Origin of the sequence: Agrococcus sp. BE272, assembly GCF_031457935.1 — a bacterium.
In the GTDB taxonomy this organism is placed as follows: Bacteria; Actinomycetota; Actinomycetes; order Actinomycetales; family Microbacteriaceae; genus Agrococcus; species Agrococcus sediminis.
Map to the genome: position 1 here is coordinate 799,985 of NZ_JAVDXL010000001.1, position 17,405 is coordinate 817,389.

A 17,405-nucleotide genomic window follows, 5' to 3' on the forward strand; every position below is an offset into this window, starting at 1 on the left:
AACAACTTGCACAGGGAGAGTGATCGATGTGGACCTCGCACCATCGTCAGCCATTGCGCTCCGAGACCTCCTGGAGGCATCGCACGCGATCGGGGCCGACCGCTCGCTCGTGCTGCACGGCGGCGGCAACACCTCCGTCAAGGCCGAGGTCACCCGGGTCGACGGCGGTGTTGAGACTGCGCTGTTCGTCAAGGGATCGGGGTCGAGCCTCGCGACCATCGACGAGCGCGGGTTCGCGCCGCTGTCGCTCGCGCGGGTGCGCGCGCTGACGCCCGAGCGCGGGATCACGCAGGATCGGCTCGCCGACGCGCTACGGCTTGCCCAGCTCGACACGCCCTCCCCGGAGCCGTCGGTCGAGTCCCTCGTCCACGCCCATATCCCGCAGCGCTTCGTGCTGCACTCGCACGCGGATGCGGTGCTCGCCCTCACAGACACGCCTGACGCCCGGGCGCGGGCGGAGCGGGTGCTGGGCGCAGGCGTCGCAGTGGTCGACTACGCCACGCCGGGCGTGCCGCTGGGAGAGGCGGTGCGCGCTTGCCTGGCGGAGCGCGAGGGCGAGGCGCTCATCGCGATCGTCGTGCTGCAGCACGGCGTCTTCGCGTTCGGCGACACAGCAGCGGATGCGCTCGCCGCGCACGCGACCGTCGTCGAGCGGGCTGGACGGGGGCTCGAGACCCAGGAGGCGTCCGCGCCCCAGGTCGAAGAAGGGCCTGCAGCCCTCTCGACGCTCGCTGACGCGGAGCGCGTCGCTGCGCTCCGCCGCGCTATCGCCGATGTCGCCGGCCTCCCTGTCATCGTCGAGCGGCACGCGGCGGCCCCCGCCGTCGCCGCGTTGCACGATCCTGCGCTCGCAACGGCACTCCGACGCGGCCCCGTCACCCCTGATCACGTGACGTGGCTCGGGCCTCGACCCGCCATCGCAGAGTCTCCCGCCGACTTCCGCGACTGGTACGTCGCCTACCTGGAGCGCCACGGGGGCGCCTCCGACGAGGCGATGCGGACCGCGTTCCCTCGGGCGCTGCTCGACCCCGGACTCGGACTCCTGACCGTCGGCCGCTCACCCGCGGAGGCGCAGATCGTCACCGAGATCATGGAGCACGCGGTCTCGGTCATCCGGCGCGCGGAGGCGCTCGGGGGATACCATCCCGCCGACGAGGCGCACGTGCACGAGCTCGAGCACTGGCCAGCTCAGCGCGCCAAGCTCACCCGTCGCGATCCCGCGGCGCCGATGGCCGGCCGGATCGTGCTCGTGACGGGCGCCGCCTCAGGCATCGGGCGCGCGTGCGCCGCCGCCTTCCTCGACCGCGGCGCAGCGGTCGTCGGCTGGGACGTCAATCCCGCCGTCGAGACGACCTTCGAAGGCGACCGCTGGCTCGGCCAGACGCTCGACGTCAGCGACGAGCGCGCCCAGACCGCTGCCATCGCGCACGCAGTCGAGCGCTTCGGCGGCCTCGACGTGCTCGTGCCAGCGGCCGGAATCTTTCCGGCGGCCGAGCACCTGGTCGACCTCGACCCTCGGCTCTGGGAACGCACGCTGGCGATCAATGTCACTTCGGTAGTGACGCTGCTGCGGCTCGCGGGCCCGATCCTCGAGCACGCGGTCGGCGGCGGCGACGTCTGCGTCGTCGCGTCGAAGAACGTGGCGGCTCCCGGACCTGGCGCGGCGGCCTACTCCGCATCGAAGGCGGCCCTCACTCAAGTCGCTCGCGTCGCGGCCCTGGAGTGGGCGCCCCTCGGCATCCGCGTCAACATCGTGCATCCGGACGCCGTGTTCGATACCGCCCTCTGGACGCCTGAGCTGCTCGCCGCACGAGCCGAGCACTACGGGATGAGCGTCGACGAGTACAAGCGCCGCAACCTTCTGCGCGCCGAGGTGACGAGCCAGAAGGTCGGGGAACTGGTGGCCACGGTGGCAAGCGACACGTTCGCCTGCACAACAGGCGCCCAGATCCCCATCGACGGCGGCAACGAGCGAGTGATCTGAGGAGGACCGATGCAGCGCGCGACCATGAACGGCACCGTCGACTACCGGAACGGCGAGTGGGGCCCGGCCTACCTCATCCGACACGAGGGTGCCGAGATCGGCGTCGTCGCGCTCCGGCCGGGCGATCACATCGACAACCACTTCCACGAGCACTGCCACGAGAGCTTCGTCATCGTCGAGGGCGAGGTGACGCTCTGGACGGCCCGTGCCCACCGCAGCGTGCTGGCGACGGGCGACATCGCCTCGTGCCCGCCCGGTGAGCACCACTACCTCGAGAACGAGTCGACCAGCCTGTGTCGTCTTGTCTTCCTCAAGACCCCCCCCAGCCCCGGCGACACGAGTGTCGTCGCCTGGGCGCCTACCGACCGCTGACCCCTGAGAGGACGCATCATGGCCGACACAGAAGCCACCATCGACGCCAAGGACTACGGAGTCGGGCGCCCGCAGCAGACGCCCGGCTTCCACGTGAAGGGCGCAGGCCAGCTCGATTTCGGCATGCGCCACCGCCTCGCGCGCATCTTCGACGCCGATGGGCGCACGGTGATGCTCGCGTTCGACCACGGCTACTTCCAGGGACCGACGTCGGGCCTGGAGCGCGTTGACCTCGGGATCGTCCCGCTCGCGCCGAAGGCCGACGCGCTCATGGCCACCCGCGGCATCATCCGCTCGGTCATCCCTGCCGGCATCGATGGAGCGCTCGTGCTCCGCGCATCCGGAGGCCCGTCGATCCTCAAGGACCTCTCGGATGAGCGCATCGCGATGGACATGGAGGATGCGGTCCGAATCGATGCCGCAGCGGTCGCCGTGCAGGTCTTCATCGGGGGCGAGCACGAGACGCAGTCAGTGCACAACCTGACCCGGCTCGTCGACGCGGGCTACCGCGTAGGCATCCCCGTGCTCGGCGTCACCGCCGTCGGCAAGGAACTCGCTCGCGACAGCCGCTACCTCGGTCTCGCGACCCGCATCATCGCCGAGCTCGGTGCACAGGTCGTGAAGACCTATTACTGCGAGGAGGGCTTCGAGCGGGTCACCGCCGGCTGCCCGGTGCCGGTCATCATGGCAGGAGGCAAGAAGTTGCCGTCGCTCGACGCCCTCACCATGGCCCACCGCGCGATCTCCGAGGGCGCTGCGGGTGTCGACATGGGCCGCAACATCTTCCAGCGCTCGGCGCCTGCGGCCATGATCACCGCCGTGCGCGCCGTCGTGCACGACGACGCGTCGCCCGCCGAAGCGCACGCCGTGTATCGGGAGCTGTCATCCGGCGCCGATGACTGAGCTCACCTATGCGCGACAGCGCGACCGCATTGTCGACGTCGGTCGGCGGATGTGGTCGCGCGGTCTCGTCGCCGCCAACGACGGCAACGTCTCGATGCGGCTCGACGACGATCTTGTGCTGTGCACGCCCACGGGCGTGAGCAAGGGCGCCATGTCGCCCGAGCAGCTGACGGTCGTCGACCTCGACGGAACGGTCGTCGAGGCTGGATCGGCCGGTGGCCCGTCCTCGGAGCTGCAGATGCACCTCGGCGTCTATCGCACAGATGCGGACGTGCGGGCGGTCGTGCACGCGCATCCGCCGTGCGCCACGGTGTTCGCGGTGCTCGGCGAACCGCTGCGGCTCCGGCTGCTGCCCGAGATCGTGCTGACAATGCCGGAGATCCCGGTTGCGCCGTATGCGACGCCATCGACCGCCGCGGTGCCCAAGTCGGTGATCCCGCTGGTGGCGAAAGCACGCGCGTGCTTGCTCGAGCAGCACGGCGCACTCACCTGGAGCACCGACCTGGAATCCGCGTACCTCGACATGGAGCGTCTCGAGTATGCGGCGCAGCTCACGTTGGCACTGCGTCAGATCGGACAGTACCGGGTCTTGGACGACCAGCAGCTCGACGCGCTCGAGGCGGCGTTCGGGCAGACGATCCCGCGTTAGGGCCCGCGGTGGGCCCGGGCGGGGTCGAGCCGGCGTCACCCGGCTCGGGCTCTCGCCTCGCGCTCCCGACGAGGCGGGATGATCGTCATCGATGACGTCGTCAGCGGCTGCACCGTGCCGGCAGCGAGCCCGTAGACCACCATCGCAACGCTGCCTCACGCGGTCTTCGCCGTGCAGTTGCGGGGTGCACACGACCAGCAACAGTTCTGTCGACATATGCTGGTTGACGATTCAGCCCGTCGCAGCGATGACTCGTGTGGTTGCTCCGGCCCTCCCGACGCGCCAGGCTTGCAGGGCACGAAGCCCTAGGAGGTCCCATGGCTGCCGACCGCCGCACCGAGTCCGACGAGCACCTCGCCGCCTACCTCAACGAGCACCTGCTCGCGGGCGAGGGCGGCGTGCAGGCGTTCCACGCGGCCGCCAAGACGTTCGAGGGCTCGGCGCACGAGCGGGCGCTGCTCGCCCTCGCCGACGAGATCGCGCGGGATCGACGCGACCTGGCCCGGATCATCCACCGCCTCGGCTTCCGGCCCGCGGGCTGGAAGCGGATGCTCACGCTCGCCATCAAGGCGGCCGGCAGCATCAACCCCGTCAACCTGCTGCGGCAGCGGCGCAGCTCGATGGCGCAGTTCGAGCTCGACTTCCTCACCGGCGCCGTGCGCGCGAAGCTGTCGATGTGGGAGGCGTTGCTCGAGCTGAGCGACAGCGACGACCGCTTCGACCGCGCCCTGCTGCTCGACCTTGAGCGCCGCGCGGAGGAGCAGATCGCCGAGATCCAGCGCATCAACCGCGAGACCGTGCGGGAGCGCTTCCTGGGCTGAGCGGGCGCGGCCCCGCTACTCGACGACCGGCGGCGCGATGCGCGGCGCAGGCCTGCGCGTCGCCTGCACCGCGACCGCCCACTCGACCATCAGCGCGAGCCAGCCGACGAGCCACGCGACCAGTGCGGCCCATCCGATGCCCGCCGAGAGCTCGTGCAGCGGGGACGGGCTCGTCGGCGCGCCGAGCAGCAGCGTGAGGGTCGACTGCACCGACTCGCGCGTGTCGCCGCCGTCGATCGCGGTGAGCCCGAGCACGACCACGCCGACCGACGTCAGCCACGCCCAGATGCGCGCCCGCGAGCGCCGCTCCGGCCGCCGCAGCACGCCCTGCCGGCGCAGCATGCCGCGCGCGGCGGCCAGCACGACCGCCACGTAGCCGGCGACGAGCAGCGGGCTCCAGAAGAGGAGGAACACCGCGAGCCAGCCCGCCGACGCGAGCTTGAGCGCGATGCCGACGAGCGGCGCGAGGATCGCAACCCACGCCGTGAGCGGCATTGGTGGGGCGGATGCGGGGGCGGGCGTCGGGTGCACGGGGACAGTGTGGCGGATGGGGGTTGCGGGATGGTCTCGACTCGACGGCCCGAAGGGCCGTCGGCTCGACCAGCGGTGCGGCAGGAGGGCGGCGGAGGGAGCGGGGAGGTTGTGCGCGTAGCCTGCCCGCGCAAGGCTTGCGACGTACGGGCAGAGCCCGACGCATCCGCCGACTCGACCGCCAGGAGGCCGCATGACCACCGCCGTCGTCGTCGGCGCAGGGCCCAACGGCCTCACCGCCTCGGCCGTGCTCGCCCGCGCAGGGCTCGAGGTGACGGTGCTCGAGCGCCTGCCGTACGTCGGCGGAGCGAGCGCGTCGATCGCCGCGTTCGGCGACCAGGCGATCATCGACCCAGGCGCCTCCGGCCACCCGTTCGGCATCACGAGCCCCGCGTTCCGGGCGCTCGGGCTCACCGACCACGGGCTCGAGTGGGTGCACGCCGACTACCCGATGGCGCATCCGCTGCCCGGCGGCCGCGCCGCGATCCTGCACCAGGACGCCGAGCGCACCGGCCGCGAGCTGGGCGTCGACGCCCGCGCCTGGCTGCGCATGCACCAGCCGGCGACCGACGACCCGGAAGGCACGGCCGAGGCCATCCTGGGGCCGCTGCTGCGCATCCCCGACGACCCGCTGCTGCTCGCGCGCATCGGGCTGCGCGGCGCGTGGCCGGCCACGCTGCTCGCACGCACCGCGTTCCGCTCCGGCGCCGCGCAGGCGCTCTTCGCCGGCAGCGTCACCCACGCGACGCTCCCGCTCGGCCACCTGATGACAAGCGCCTTCGGCGTCGCCTTCGGCGGCGTCGGCCACTCGGCCGGATGGCCGTTCGCGAAAGGCGGGTCGCAGTCGATCGCGGATGCGCTGCGTCGCGTCGCCGAGGCGGCCGGGGCCCGCATCGAGACCGGCGTCGACGTGACCGACCTGCGCGAGCTGCCGCAGGCCGACCTGATCCTGCTCGACGTCACCCCGCACCAGCTGGCGCGCATGGCGGGCGACCGCATCGAGGGGCCGTACGCGTCGCGCATCCGCACCTGGAAGTACGGACCGGCTGTGTCGAAGCTCGACCTGCTGCTCGACGGCCCGGTGCCCTGGGAGGACGAGCGCGTCGCCGGCGCCGGCACCGTGCATCTCGGCGGCACCTTCGCCGAGATCGTCGACGCCGAGCACGCCGTCGCCGTCGGCCGCATGCCCGAGCGGCCGTTCGTGCTCGCGACCCAGCCGACCGCCGCCGACCCCGAGCGCGCGCCCGCGGGGAAGCATCTGCTGTGGGCCTACGCCCACGTGCCGCACGGCTGGCCGGGCGACGCATCCGCCGCCATCGAGGCGCAGATCGAGCGCTTCGCCCCCGGCTTCCGCGACCGCATCCTCGAGCGGCGGCCGATGACGCCGGCGGCGCTCGAGCTGTGGAACCCCAACCTCGTCGGAGGCTCGATCGGCGGCGGCACGCTCGCCGGCACGCAGCAGCTCGCGCGCCCCGTGCTCACGCACCCGTACCGCGTGCCGATGCCCGGCCGCGTCTTCCTCTGCTCGTCGTCGACCCCGCCCGGCGGCGGCGTGCACGGCATGAGCGGCTGGCACGCGGCGCACGCGGCGCTGCGCGAGATCGGCATGCACGAGGGCTGATCGCGTTTCCGCCCGGGGCGAGCTCCGGCTCCTCCTGACGAGGAGATCAGTCGCGTCGTGCGACCGTGCGGAAGCCGATGTTCGCGGTCGACGAATCCGGGGTGTTCGACGACCGAGCGGCATTGCGGTAGCGGTTGCAGTACGAGTCATGGCAGAGGTACGAGCCGCCGCGCATCACCTTCGTCGTCCCTTCCTCAGGCCCACGCGGGGCGTCTCTAGGCGATCGGCGGTAGTACGCCGGATCGAACCAGTCCGCGCACCACTCCCAGACGTTGCCGACCGTCTGCCACAGGCCGTAGCCGTTCGGGCGGAACGTGCGCACCGGGGCAGTGGTCAGCGGGCCGTCGACCTTCTCGCGGCGCACGGGGAACTCGCCCTGCCAGACGTTCGCCAGCCGCGCATCATGCAACGGCTCATCCCCCCACGGATACCGCGCACCGATCAGCCCGCCTCGTGAGGCGCACTCCCACTCCGCCTCGCTCGGGAGGCGCCGGTCGGCCCACTCGCAGTAGGCGGTCGCGTCGTTCCAGCTCACGTGCACGACGGGATGATCATCGAGCCCGTCGATGCCCGACTGCGCGCCCGCCGGGTGCAGCCAATCCGCACCGCGGACGCCGAGCCACCACGGCGACCCCAACGCGCGCCCCATGACATCCGAAGGTCTTGCATCGAGATCCAGGTGGAACACTGCGGAGTAGCCGAAGACCTCCGCTTCGGTGCGGTACCCCGTTGCTTCGATGAATCGGGCGAAGTCAGCGTTCGTCACGCTCGTGGCGTCGATCGCGAAGCCGTCCAAGCGGACCTCGTGCACGGGCCGCTCGCCGTCGGCCGGATCACCGTCGCCGGAGACGTCGCCCATGAGGAAGGTGCCCTCGGGCACGCGGCACTGCTCGATCCGGTGCTCGCCGGCCTCCCTGAGCGGCGACGCGCTGCGGACGAGGGATGCTCCGGGTCCGGGCACCGGTGCGCAGCAGTGGCTACTCATAGGCGGCGCGTGCGGGCGACTTCGGCGTACCAGAGCGCACTGTCCTTCTTCGTGCGCTCGAGCGTGTCGTAGTCCACGTGGACGATGCCGAAGCGCTTCTCGTAGCCGAACGCCCATTCGAAGTTGTCGAGCAGCGACCACAGGAAGTACCCGCGCAGGTCGATGCCCTCCTCCACCAGGTCGAGCGTCACGGCGAGATGACGTCGCAGGTAGTCGATCCTGTCGACGTCCCGGACGCGCCCCTCCTCGACGACGTCGTCGAAGGCGGCGCCGTTCTCGGTGATCATCAGCGGGAGATCAGGATGTGCTCGCGCCACCCCCCGCACCAGATCGCCGAGCCCCTCAGGGTCGATCACCCAGCCCATCGCAGTCGCAGGTCCGGGCTGAGGGAGGAACTCCACGTCCTCGCACGCCGGCCAGGGGTTGCCCGCCAGCAGCGGATTGCCGGACGCGGCCCGCTCTCCGGAGCCCGGCTGCCACATGCGCACCAGGCGGGTCGAGTAGTAGTTGATGCCGAGCACGTCGATCGGCCGATGGATCTGGGAGAGGTCACCGTCCTCCACGAACGACCAGTCGGAGATCTCCTTCGTGTCCTCGAGCAGGTCTGCGGGATACGCGCCGTCGAGCATGGGGCCCGTCCAGATGCGATTGCCGATCGCATCGATCTTCCTGACCGCCTCGGCGCCCGACGCGCCGGAGCCCTTGAGCGCATGCAGGTTGAGCGTCACGGACATCTCCGCGTCCTGCTTGACGACTCCACGCAGCGCATCGATGGCGAGCCCGTGACCCAGGTTCAGATGATGCGCCGCTCTGAGGACGGCGAGGGGGTCCTGCCGCCCAGGCGCGTGCACGCCCGAGCCGTAGCCGAGGTGCGCTGAGCACCACGGCTCGTTGAGCGTCGTCCACATCTGCACCCTGTCGCCCAGGCGGCGACCCATCACGTCCGCGAACTCTGCGAATGCGAGCGCGGTGCGACGCTCCGGCCAGCCGCCTCGGTCCTCCAGCGCCTGCGGCAGGTCCCAGTGGTAGAGCGTGGCGACCGGCGAGATGCCCCGCTCCAGCAGACCGTCGACGACCCGGTCGTAGAAGTCGAGCCCGGCCGGGTTGACGGCGCCGGTGCCGCTCGGGAGCACGCGGCTCCACGAGACGGAGAATCGGTAGGCGTCCACGTTGAGCTCCCCGAGCAGGTCCAGATCCTCCTGCAGCCGGTGGTAGTGATCATCGGCGACGTCGCCGGTATCCCCGTTGGCGACCTTGCCTGCTGTATGGCTGAACGTGTCCCAGATCGACGGCCCCCGGCCATCCTCGCGTGCGGCGCCCTCGATCTGGTACGCCGCCGTCGCGGTGCCGAAGACGAACCCAGCGGGGAACGGGCCTGTCCCTTCCTGCCTGCCGCCGCTCATCGCGCGAAGGAGAGGGTCTGCTCAGCGGTGAACTCGAGGAGACCCGAGAGTCCGCCCTCGCGCCCGATCCCTGAGTCGCCGCGGCCGCCGAAGGGCACCTCGGGAGTGTTCGGCGCACCGTTGTTGATCCCGACGATGCCCACCTCCAGCGAGCGCGCGAGCGCGAACTGATGCTCGGTGTCGGCGCTCATGACATAGCCGCCGAGACCGGTCCGCCAGGAGTTGACCTCGCGCACCACGGCAGCCTCGTCGGTGTAGCGGCGGATGCTGAACACCGGCCCGAAGACCTCGGTGCTCCAGGCGTCGCTGTCGGCCGCCGACTCCACGATCGCGATCGGGGAGAACCAGCCGGAGCGCGGGACCCCATCCGTGACGGACACGTCGTCGCCAGCTGCTCGCGCTCCCGAGACGAGCCCGTCGACACGCTCGACCTCGCGCCCGCGGATGAGCGGGCCGAGCCCGACCGTCGCGTCGCGGGGGTCGCCGATCGAGATGTCGGCGACGCGGCCGCGCAGCCGTTCGACCACGTCCGGGTATCGGTCCTCGTGCACAAAGATGTTGTTCGCCGCGAGGCAGGACTCGCCGTTGTTGCGGAGCTTCGCGATGAGCATCGCCTCGACTGCGACATCGGCATCCGCGTCCTCGCACACGATGAAGGGCGCCCGCCCTCCGAGCTCCAGCACCGTGCGCGTGAAGCTCGACGCAGCGCGCTGCGCCACCAGCCGACCCACCGAGGTCGAGCCGGTGAACGACACGACACGGACATCCGGATGCTCGATGATCGCTGGAGTCAGCGCGGCGCCATCCCCCACGAGGACGCTCACGAGTCCCGGTGGGAGCACGCGCTCGCAGATCGCGGTCAGCGCCAGCGTGCTGAGCGGCGTCAGCTCCGACGGCTTCTGCACCACGCCGCACCCGGCGGCGAGCGCAGGGGCGAGCTTGCGGGCAGGGATCGAGAGGGGGAAGTTCCACGGACTGACCGCCGCCACCACCCCGGCAGGTTTGCGATCGACCACGAAGCGGCGCTGCGGGGTCTCGTAGTAGCCGCTGTCCAGGCGGGTGCAGGCGTCGGCGAACCAGTCGAAGTAACGGGCAGAGAAGTGCACCTCAGCAACGGCCTCCTCGAGGCGCTTGCCGGACTCCGCGCAGATCAGGTCGCCGAGGGGACCCGCCGAGGCGCGCAGCTCGTCAGCGATCACGCGGAGCAGGCGCGCACGCTCTCGAAGGTCGACTGCCGACCAGTCGGCCTGGGCCTCGCGGGCCGCCGCCACCGCCGCGTCCACATGCTCGGGACCAGCCCAGCCGACCGTCGCGATCGAGGCGCCGCTCGACGGGTCGGGCAGCTCGTGCGCCTCCCCCGTGATCGGCTCGCCGGAGATCCGGCCCGCGCCGACGCCGCTCTCGCCCCTGACCTCGAGTCCTAGTTCAGACCACCGCACGCAGATCACATTCCCTTCGTTCGACGCTGTAGTGACGGATCGCGTCCTGGTCGAGCGACACGCCAAGCCCTGCCCCGGATGGCACCGGTATCGCCCCGTCGACCACCACCAGCGGGTCGATGAGGATGTCGTCCCGCAGAGGATTTGGCCGCACGTCCAGCTCAAGATAGGGGACGGCATCGGACGCGGCGGCGAACTGCACGCTGGCGGCGGTGACGATCGCACCCCCGTAGCAATGCGGCGCGAGCTGCATGCCCGCCGGCAGCGCTGCTGCGACCTCGGCGGCGAGCGTGACGCCGCCGTTCTTCGCGAGGTCGGGCTGGATGAGCTGCAGCGCACCGGAGCCCGCGTAGCGGGCGAACTCCGCAGCGCCATAGAGGTTCTCCCCGCACGCGAGGGGCGTCTCGACGAGCGCTGCGAGGGTGCGGAGATCGTCGAGCGCATTCCCTGCGAGCGGCTCCTCGATCCAGCCGAGGCGGAGGTCGGCGCTGCGTTCGCTGAAGTCCCTCGCCTCTGCGATGGTCCAGGCCTGGTTCGCGTCGACGTAGAGATCGGTCTCCGCTCCGATCGCGGAGCGCGCGTCGCGCAGCGTCCGCTCGTCCCGTTCGCGGCCGAAGCCGACCCGGGCCTTCACCGCAGTGAACCCGGCGCGCATCGCGGCTTCGCAGTACTGCTCGACCTGCGACGGACCGATCCCGCTCGCGTAGGCCGACACCGTGGCGCGAGGGGCGCCGTCCGTCAGCATCCCTGCGACACTCCGCCCGCTCGCCTGCGCGGCGAGATCCCATAGTGCGATGTCGATGGCGCTGATGGCCTGCCAGATCGGCCCTGGGGCTCCCCACTGCCGAGCGAGGGCGCCGAGCCGCCGCTCCAAGTGGCGGTGCACAGCACGCGGGTCCGAGATGTCGAGGTCGACGAGCAGCGGCACGACACCGTCCTGGATCGTGGCGACACGCTCCTTCGCGGCCCAGGAGGGGTAGTTGACCCAGCTCTCCCCCAGACCGGTCAGGCCATCGGCCATCACTTCGACGAGCACCATCTCTCGCGACCCGAGCTGCGAGAACGACATCGGGATCAGCTCCGTCACGGGGGCGCTCAGCACGGTGATCCGCACCCGGTCGAGCCTCATGCGTCGTCCTCGCCGTCTCGGTACGCCCGCACGACCGCGATGCTGTCGCGAGCGCCGAACCCGAGTCGCTGAGCCCGCTCGTTCACCGCTTGGACAGCGTCGGCGATGGGGGAGTCCACTCGGCTCTCGCGCGCGAGCTGGATGGCGAGGAGGTTGTCCTTCGCGAGCAGGTCGAGCGAGAACACCGGCGCATCGTCCCCCGAGGCGAGTCGTGGAGCGATGTCGCGGAACAGGTTGGACACCGTGGCGGCGCCCGAGTCCACGACGGCGTCCACGAACACCCGCTGGTCGATGCCGGAACGGCGGCAGATCTCCATCGCCTCCGCAGTGACCGCGTTGATCGCCCCGAACATCAGGTTGTTCAGGAGCTTGACCACGGATCCCGCTCCGGACTCACCCACTCGCACGACGCGGCGCGCGACCGAGCTCTCGAGCAGCGGCGTCACGCGCTCGACGGACTCAGCCTCGCCGCCGACGACCAGCGTCCACGACCCGACACCCGCGGGACGGCCGAGCACCGGGCTGTCGAGGTAGACGATGCCGTGCGGGGCCAGGAGCTCTGCGGCGAGCTGCGCGGTGCTGGGATCGATCGTCGACAGATCGACGACGACGGCCCCTCGCGGGCTCGCCTGCAGCGCACCGCGGGCCAGCTCGAGGACGTGCTCGGGCCGCGGTACGGAGACGACGACGACGTCGGCACCCTCGACCGCCTGCGTCGCCGAGTCGGTCACATCGATGCCCTCCGATCGGGCCCGATCCCGCGCCGAGGACACGGGATCGAAGCCGATGACGGGATGACCCGCTGCCGCGATCGCGGCGGCGGCGCGGCCGCCCATCGTGCCGAGTCCGAGCACTGCGATGCGCTGAGTCATGAAGGCGTCCTTTCGAGCATGGCGAGGTCGTCGTCGACCGGAGACGAGACGATGAGCTCCGTCAGGCGGCGGTGGTAGTCGACGTCGCGCCACATGCCGCGGAACTGAGGGCTGCAGAAGTTCGAGGTGGCGAGACCGATCCATCGACCGGTCGAAGCCGCCCGGCGCAGGGCGCGCTCGTTGAGCTCCTTGACCCAGCCCCAGTCGAGACCCGGCCAGTCCTTGTAGTCGACCATCGACCAGCACTCGGTCGTGACGAGTGGCTTGCCCGTGGCGCGCGACCAGTCTGCGAGGCGGTCGATGCCCTCGAAGAGCTCGCGGTCGTAGCGCTCCTGGTCGCCGCGGTACGTCGGCAGCGCGCGCGCCACGACGTGCTCGTAGCCGATCGGGTCGAACGGCTCGAAGCCATAGCCGATGCGCTGGTAGAAGTCGGTGTAGCTGGCCATCCACAGATGCGGCTCGAGCAGATCGAACTCGGACACGTCCTGCCCCTCGACATCCTCGTACTGCTTCGTCACCGAGAACGTGAGGTCGAGGTCCGGCCACTCGCTCCGCAGCTCACGGATCGCGGTCGTGGTCCACGCTCGAACTCGCTCGCCGCTCCGACGCAGGAGCTCGCCCTTCGTGCCTCCATAGAGGAACGGCGCCCAGACCGGCAGCGGGAACTCGTTGCAGAGATCGACGAACCGCACGCTGTCGAGGGCGTCTGCGTCACGCAGGTGCCGCAGGGTCTCGCTCCACACGCGCGCGTGCTCCTGCGGCGAGGTGATGCGCATCCGTGTGTCATCGCGATCCTGCCGGAACCAGGTCGACAGAGCGACCGAGACGCCATGCGCACGCGCAGCGACGATGAATTCCACCAGCGCAGGCAGCACCTGGACCTCGACGAGCGCCGGCGCTCCCCAGTCCTGCTGATCCCACTGCGGCAGCAGCTGCCACGTGCGCTCGGGTCCCGCTGCGACCAGGTGGGGGTACGCATCGATCCGCACCGTGTCGTAGCCCCGCTCGACGAGCTCCCCGAGCGCGGCGTCCCAGTCTTCGAAGCCGGCGCCCGGCCAGCGCCGCTCGAGCCAGGAGAAGTCCCACATCGTGATGGCGTACGGCATCAGGCGTGCTCTCGGGCTGCCGCGAGGGCAGCTTCGCGCGCCTCGCGGCGCTCTCTCTGCCGCGCGGGATCCGCGACGGGGGCCGCACCGAGGAGCGTCCGCGTGTACGGATGCGCCGGCGACGACGTGACCTGGTCGCCTTCGCCGAACTCGACGATCTCGCCTCGGTACATCACAGCCACTCGATGGCTGATGTGCCGCACGACCGACAGGTCATGCGAGACGAAGAGGTAGGCCACGCCCGTCGACTCCTGGATCTCGATCAGCAGGTCGAGGATCCGTGCCTGCGTCGAGAGATCGAGTGCCGACACGGGTTCGTCGCAGACGACGAGCTTCGGTCGCAGCGCGAGCGCCCGGGCGATCGCGACGCGCTGACGCTGTCCGCCGGAGAACTCCCTGGGGTACCGCTCGCCCGAGTCCGACGGCAGGCCCACCTGGTCGAGCAGCTCGCGGATGCGTGCGCGCGCGTCGGCCGCAGGCGTGCCGTGGACCCGCAGGGGCTCGCTCAGGATGTCGGAGACCGTGAGCGCCGGGTTGAGCGAGGAGTACGGGTCCTGGAACACCACCTGCATGTCGCGGGCGAGCCCGCGGCGCTCACGGCGCCGGAGGGACTGGATCTCCCGCCCCTCGAACCGGATGGTGCCCGCGGTCACCGGAGCGAGCCCGAGCACAGCGCGGCCGAGCGTGGTCTTGCCGGAGCCCGACTCACCCACCAGCCCCACGGTCTCGCCTCGTCGGACGTCCAGATCCACGCCGTCGAGGGCGCGGAACGCGGGCGACTTCCGTCGCTTGCCGCGGTACTCCACGACGAGCGCGTCGATCTCGAGGATGCTCATGCGGAAGCCCCCTGGCCGGGCGCGATGCTGGGCGCGCGGTAGCCCGGTCGTGCTCGAGCGTCGTCGAGCGTCGAGTCGAGCAGCATGCGGGTGTACGGATGCGCGGGCGCCGAGAACAGCTCGGCGACCGGTGCGGATTCGACGACGCGACCGTGCTGCATCACCGCGACGGAGTCGCAGACATCCGCGACGACGCCGAGGTTGTGGGTGACGAGCAGCACCGCCATGTCGCGCTGCTCCTGAAGCCGCCGCAGGAGCGACAGGACCTCCGCCTGCACCGTCACGTCGAGCGCCGTGGTCGGTTCGTCGGCGATGAGCAGCGCGGGATCGCACGAGATCGCCCGAGCGATCAGGACACGTTGCGCCATGCCGCCCGAGATCTCATGCGGGTATGCCGAGAAGGTCCGCTGCGGGTCGGCGATGCCCACCTCGGCGAGCAGCTCCAGGGCGCGGGATGTCGCCTCCCGACGGCTGGTGCCTCGGACGCGCATCGGTTCGATGAGCTGGGAACCGATCCGGAACGCGGGATCGAGGTTCGACATCGGCTCCTGCGGCACGTAGGCGATCGTCCCGCCGAGCAGTCGACGCCGTTCACGAGTGCCGAGCCGCGTCACGTCCACGCCCCGCACCCAGATCGACCCGGCGAGCACCTCACCTCCTCGCGGGAGGAGGTCGAGGATCGCGAAGGCGGTCTGCGTCTTGCCCGACCCCGACTCGCCGACGAGCCCGAGGACCTCTCCGCGCCGGAGCCGGAGGCTGACGTCCTCGACCACGACGGCCGTGCCCTCGCTGCGCGGGTAGCCGACCTGCAGGCCATCGACTGCGAGCACGACATCCTCGGACGAGCCTTCCCCCCGGGGGTGCCCGGCCGACGTCGAAGCGCTCTTCGGAAGGGGCGGACCCGTCTTGCGTCGACGGGTCGTGCGGCCCGACTTCCCCTGCACCGCATCGCGCAGGCCGTTGCCGAGCAGCACCAGCGAGGCGACCGTGAATCCGATCGCGAGACCGGGCCAGATCATCGCGGTCGGAGCGAGGTAGAGCACGCCGAAGGCGTTCCCGATCATCGAGCCCCACGTGGCCTGGGTCGCGTCGCCCAGCCCGAGGAACTCGAGCCCCGACTGCACGATGATCGCGATGCCGGCGAGCGTCGCGGCCTGGATGATGACGGGGGCGCGAACGACGTAGAGCACGTGCCTCGCGATGATGCGGGAGTCCGACAGACCCGACACCTGGGCCGCGGCGATGTAGAGCTCGTTCTTCACCGCGATCGTCTGCGATCGCACGAGCCGGAAGATGTTGGGCGCGAGCAGCACGCCGAACGCCGTCATGGTGATGAGCACGCTCGGCCCGAACGCGGCGATCACGGCCAGGAGCACGACCTTGCCCGGCACCGACAGCAGCACGTCCGAGACCCAGCTCGCCACCGCGTCGAGCCTGCCGCCGTGATAGCCGGCGAGCAGGCCGCTGGGCACGCCGATCAGCACGGACACGCCGACTGCGAGAGCGGCCGCGAGCAGCGTCAGCCGGCTCCCGAAGATGAGGCGGGAGAGGATGTCTCGGCCGGCGCCGTCACCGCCGAGCGGATGGTCGGGAGTGCCGGGCGGAGCGTTGACGAGCGACAGCTCGGGCTCGGTCGGGCTCCATGGCGCCAGCACATCCGCGAACAGGGCTACCAGCACCATCACGGTGAGCATCAGCAGCCCGGTCAGTGCGAGCGGGTCGCGGACGATCAGCTTGAGGAGGCTCGTGCGCACTGCAGCGGCAGGCGCGACGGGGGCGGAGGCTATGGTCTCGGTCACTGCACGGTCACCTTCGGGTTCACCCAGCCGTTGAGCAGGTCGATGAGCAGGTTGACGACGACGACGAGCACGACGGTCACGGCGACGACTCCGAGCAGCACGGGGGTGTCCCCCTGCAGCGTCGCGGTCACGGCCGTCGTGCCGAGGCCGGGCAGGGCGAAGACCTTCTCGATGACGATCGCGCCGCCGAACAGTCCGATGAACTGGAGCGACAGCACCGTGAGCGCCGGGGATGCGGCGTTCTTGAGCGCGTGCCGGAACAGGATCGAGCGCTCCGGCACGCCTCCCGAACGGAGCGTCCGGATGTAGTCGGTGTCGAGGACGTCGATCATGGCGCCGCGCACCTGCTGCGTGACCGCCGCGATGCTCGAGATCGCCAGTGCCGTCACGGGCAGCGTGATGCTGGCGATCCATCCGGTCAACGAAGCCTCCGGTGCGATGTATCCAGTGGCAGGCAGCAGCCGCCATGTCACCGCGAACGCGACGACCAGCATGAGCGCGACCCAGAAGTTGGGCAGCGCCATGCCGATCACGGAGAACACCTGCACGACGCGGTCGATGAGGCCGCCCCGCACTGCTGCGAGGATCCCCAGGAGCATGCTGATCAGCGCGCTCACGAGCACGCCGATGGCGACGATCGAGAGCGTCACCGGAGCACGGCTCGCGAGCAGCTCCGCGACCTGCTGGGTCGAGAAGTACGACTGTCCGAAGTCACCGATCGCTGCGTGGCCGAGCCAGTCGAAGAACTGCACGAGGATCGGCCGGTCCAGGCCCATGGCCGCCGCGCGCGCGTCGAGGTCAGCTTGGGTCGCGCCCTCCCCCAGCACGTTCCGGGCGATGATCGACGGGTCTCGGTAGACCAGGAAGAAGGTCACGGTCGTCACGAACAGGATCAGGCTCAGGCCGAACAGCAGGCGTCTCAGGACGAAGGCGGTCATGGTCTCGGTCAGGTCTC

Annotated in this window: 16 protein-coding genes; 6 read left to right on the forward strand and 10 right to left on the reverse strand. The window is 70.8% G+C overall.

Annotated elements, in window-relative coordinates; translation table 11 throughout:
* Positions 1–28 precede the first annotated feature (28 nt).
* The 5 genes from J2X49_RS03885 to J2X49_RS03905 all read left to right on the forward strand — a co-directional run bounded on the left by J2X49_RS03885 (position 29) and on the right by J2X49_RS03905 (position 4,729).
* Complete coding sequence (locus tag J2X49_RS03885) at positions 29–1,984, forward strand: SDR family oxidoreductase (RefSeq protein ID WP_310123933.1); 1,956 nt, start codon at positions 29–31, stop codon at positions 1,982–1,984.
* Positions 1,985–1,993: 9 nt separating this feature from the next.
* Complete coding sequence (locus J2X49_RS03890) at positions 1,994–2,356, forward strand: cupin domain-containing protein (RefSeq protein ID WP_310122782.1); 363 nt, start codon at positions 1,994–1,996, stop codon at positions 2,354–2,356.
* 18 nt (positions 2,357–2,374) lie between these two features.
* Positions 2,375–3,259 (forward strand): 3-hydroxy-5-phosphonooxypentane-2,4-dione thiolase, encoded by an 885-nt coding sequence (lsrF, locus tag J2X49_RS03895; protein WP_310122784.1) that lies wholly within the window; start codon positions 2,375–2,377, stop codon positions 3,257–3,259.
* Positions 3,252–3,908 carry a class II aldolase/adducin family protein gene (locus tag J2X49_RS03900; RefSeq protein ID WP_310122786.1) on the forward strand — a complete coding sequence of 219 codons (657 nt, stop codon included), beginning with the start codon at positions 3,252–3,254 and terminating at the stop codon, positions 3,906–3,908. Before lsrF ends, J2X49_RS03900 begins: the two co-directional genes overlap by 8 nt.
* A gap of 317 nt (positions 3,909–4,225) precedes the next feature.
* A complete protein-coding gene (locus J2X49_RS03905) occupies positions 4,226–4,729 on the forward strand; it encodes a hypothetical protein (protein ID WP_310122788.1) in 504 nt (167 codons plus the stop codon).
* A 15-nt stretch (positions 4,730–4,744) separates the two neighbouring features.
* Here the strand turns inward: J2X49_RS03905 and J2X49_RS03910 are convergent, their stop codons facing one another.
* Positions 4,745–5,260: a hypothetical protein gene (locus tag J2X49_RS03910; RefSeq protein WP_310122790.1), complete on the reverse strand. Its 516-nt coding sequence runs from the start codon at positions 5,258–5,260 to the stop codon at positions 4,745–4,747.
* 193 nt (positions 5,261–5,453) lie between these two features.
* On the opposite strand from J2X49_RS03910, the gene J2X49_RS03915 reads away from it, so the two are divergent.
* Positions 5,454–6,881, forward strand: coding sequence for an NAD(P)/FAD-dependent oxidoreductase (locus J2X49_RS03915; RefSeq protein ID WP_310122792.1), 1,428 nt, complete (start codon positions 5,454–5,456; stop codon positions 6,879–6,881).
* A 46-nt stretch (positions 6,882–6,927) separates the two neighbouring features.
* On the opposite strand, the gene J2X49_RS03920 is transcribed toward J2X49_RS03915, so the two are convergent.
* The 9 genes from J2X49_RS03920 to J2X49_RS03960 all read right to left on the reverse strand — a co-directional run bounded on the left by J2X49_RS03920 (position 6,928) and on the right by J2X49_RS03960 (position 17,388).
* On the reverse strand, positions 6,928–7,761 hold the full coding sequence (locus tag J2X49_RS03920) for a formylglycine-generating enzyme family protein (RefSeq protein ID WP_396130871.1): 834 nt from the start codon (positions 7,759–7,761) through the stop codon (positions 6,928–6,930).
* 101 nt (positions 7,762–7,862) lie between these two features.
* Entirely contained in the window at positions 7,863–9,269 is a 1,407-nt protein-coding gene (locus J2X49_RS03925) for a GH1 family beta-glucosidase (RefSeq protein ID WP_310122796.1), read from the reverse strand.
* Positions 9,266–10,717 carry an aldehyde dehydrogenase family protein gene (locus tag J2X49_RS03930; protein WP_310123936.1) on the reverse strand — a complete coding sequence of 484 codons (1,452 nt, stop codon included), beginning with the start codon at positions 10,715–10,717 and terminating at the stop codon, positions 9,266–9,268. The genes J2X49_RS03925 and J2X49_RS03930 overlap by 4 nt, the downstream gene beginning before the upstream one ends.
* On the reverse strand, positions 10,695–11,837 hold the full coding sequence (locus tag J2X49_RS03935) for a mandelate racemase/muconate lactonizing enzyme family protein (protein ID WP_310122800.1): 1,143 nt from the start codon (positions 11,835–11,837) through the stop codon (positions 10,695–10,697). Before J2X49_RS03935 ends, J2X49_RS03930 begins: the two co-directional genes overlap by 23 nt.
* Positions 11,834–12,709, reverse strand: coding sequence for an NAD(P)-dependent oxidoreductase (locus J2X49_RS03940; protein WP_310123939.1), 876 nt, complete (start codon positions 12,707–12,709; stop codon positions 11,834–11,836). Before J2X49_RS03940 ends, J2X49_RS03935 begins: the two co-directional genes overlap by 4 nt.
* Positions 12,706–13,815, reverse strand: coding sequence for a cellulase-like family protein (locus J2X49_RS03945; RefSeq protein WP_310122804.1), 1,110 nt, complete (start codon positions 13,813–13,815; stop codon positions 12,706–12,708). Before J2X49_RS03945 ends, J2X49_RS03940 begins: the two co-directional genes overlap by 4 nt.
* On the reverse strand, positions 13,815–14,651 hold the full coding sequence (locus tag J2X49_RS03950) for an ATP-binding cassette domain-containing protein (protein ID WP_310122807.1): 837 nt from the start codon (positions 14,649–14,651) through the stop codon (positions 13,815–13,817). Before J2X49_RS03950 ends, J2X49_RS03945 begins: the two co-directional genes overlap by 1 nt.
* A complete protein-coding gene (locus tag J2X49_RS03955; protein WP_310122811.1) occupies positions 14,648–16,450 on the reverse strand; it encodes a dipeptide/oligopeptide/nickel ABC transporter permease/ATP-binding protein in 1,803 nt (600 codons plus the stop codon). Before J2X49_RS03955 ends, J2X49_RS03950 begins: the two co-directional genes overlap by 4 nt.
* Positions 16,447–17,388, reverse strand: coding sequence for an ABC transporter permease (locus J2X49_RS03960; protein ID WP_310122814.1), 942 nt, complete (start codon positions 17,386–17,388; stop codon positions 16,447–16,449). Before J2X49_RS03960 ends, J2X49_RS03955 begins: the two co-directional genes overlap by 4 nt.
* Positions 17,389–17,405: the final 17 nt, after the last annotated feature.

Excerpts from the sequence above, each read along its gene's own strand:
- J2X49_RS03890 (WP_310122782.1), top strand. The coding sequence starts at position 1,994 with ATGCAGCGCGCGACCATGAACGGCACCGTCGACTACCGGAACGGCGAG.
- lsrF (WP_310122784.1), top strand. The coding sequence starts at position 2,375 with ATGGCCGACACAGAAGCCACCATCGACGCCAAGGACTACGGAGTCGGG.
- J2X49_RS03900 (WP_310122786.1), top strand. The coding sequence starts at position 3,252 with ATGACTGAGCTCACCTATGCGCGACAGCGCGACCGCATTGTCGACGTC.
- J2X49_RS03905 (WP_310122788.1), top strand. The coding sequence starts at position 4,226 with ATGGCTGCCGACCGCCGCACCGAGTCCGACGAGCACCTCGCCGCCTAC.
- J2X49_RS03915 (WP_310122792.1), top strand. The coding sequence starts at position 5,454 with ATGACCACCGCCGTCGTCGTCGGCGCAGGGCCCAACGGCCTCACCGCC.
- J2X49_RS03925 (WP_310122796.1), bottom strand. The coding sequence starts at position 9,269 with ATGAGCGGCGGCAGGCAGGAAGGGACAGGCCCGTTCCCCGCTGGGTTC.
- J2X49_RS03935 (WP_310122800.1), bottom strand. The coding sequence starts at position 11,837 with ATGAGGCTCGACCGGGTGCGGATCACCGTGCTGAGCGCCCCCGTGACG.
- J2X49_RS03940 (WP_310123939.1), bottom strand. The coding sequence starts at position 12,709 with ATGACTCAGCGCATCGCAGTGCTCGGACTCGGCACGATGGGCGGCCGC.
- J2X49_RS03945 (WP_310122804.1), bottom strand. The coding sequence starts at position 13,815 with ATGCCGTACGCCATCACGATGTGGGACTTCTCCTGGCTCGAGCGGCGC.
- J2X49_RS03950 (WP_310122807.1), bottom strand. The coding sequence starts at position 14,651 with ATGAGCATCCTCGAGATCGACGCGCTCGTCGTGGAGTACCGCGGCAAG.
- J2X49_RS03960 (WP_310122814.1), bottom strand. The coding sequence starts at position 17,388 with ATGACCGCCTTCGTCCTGAGACGCCTGCTGTTCGGCCTGAGCCTGATC.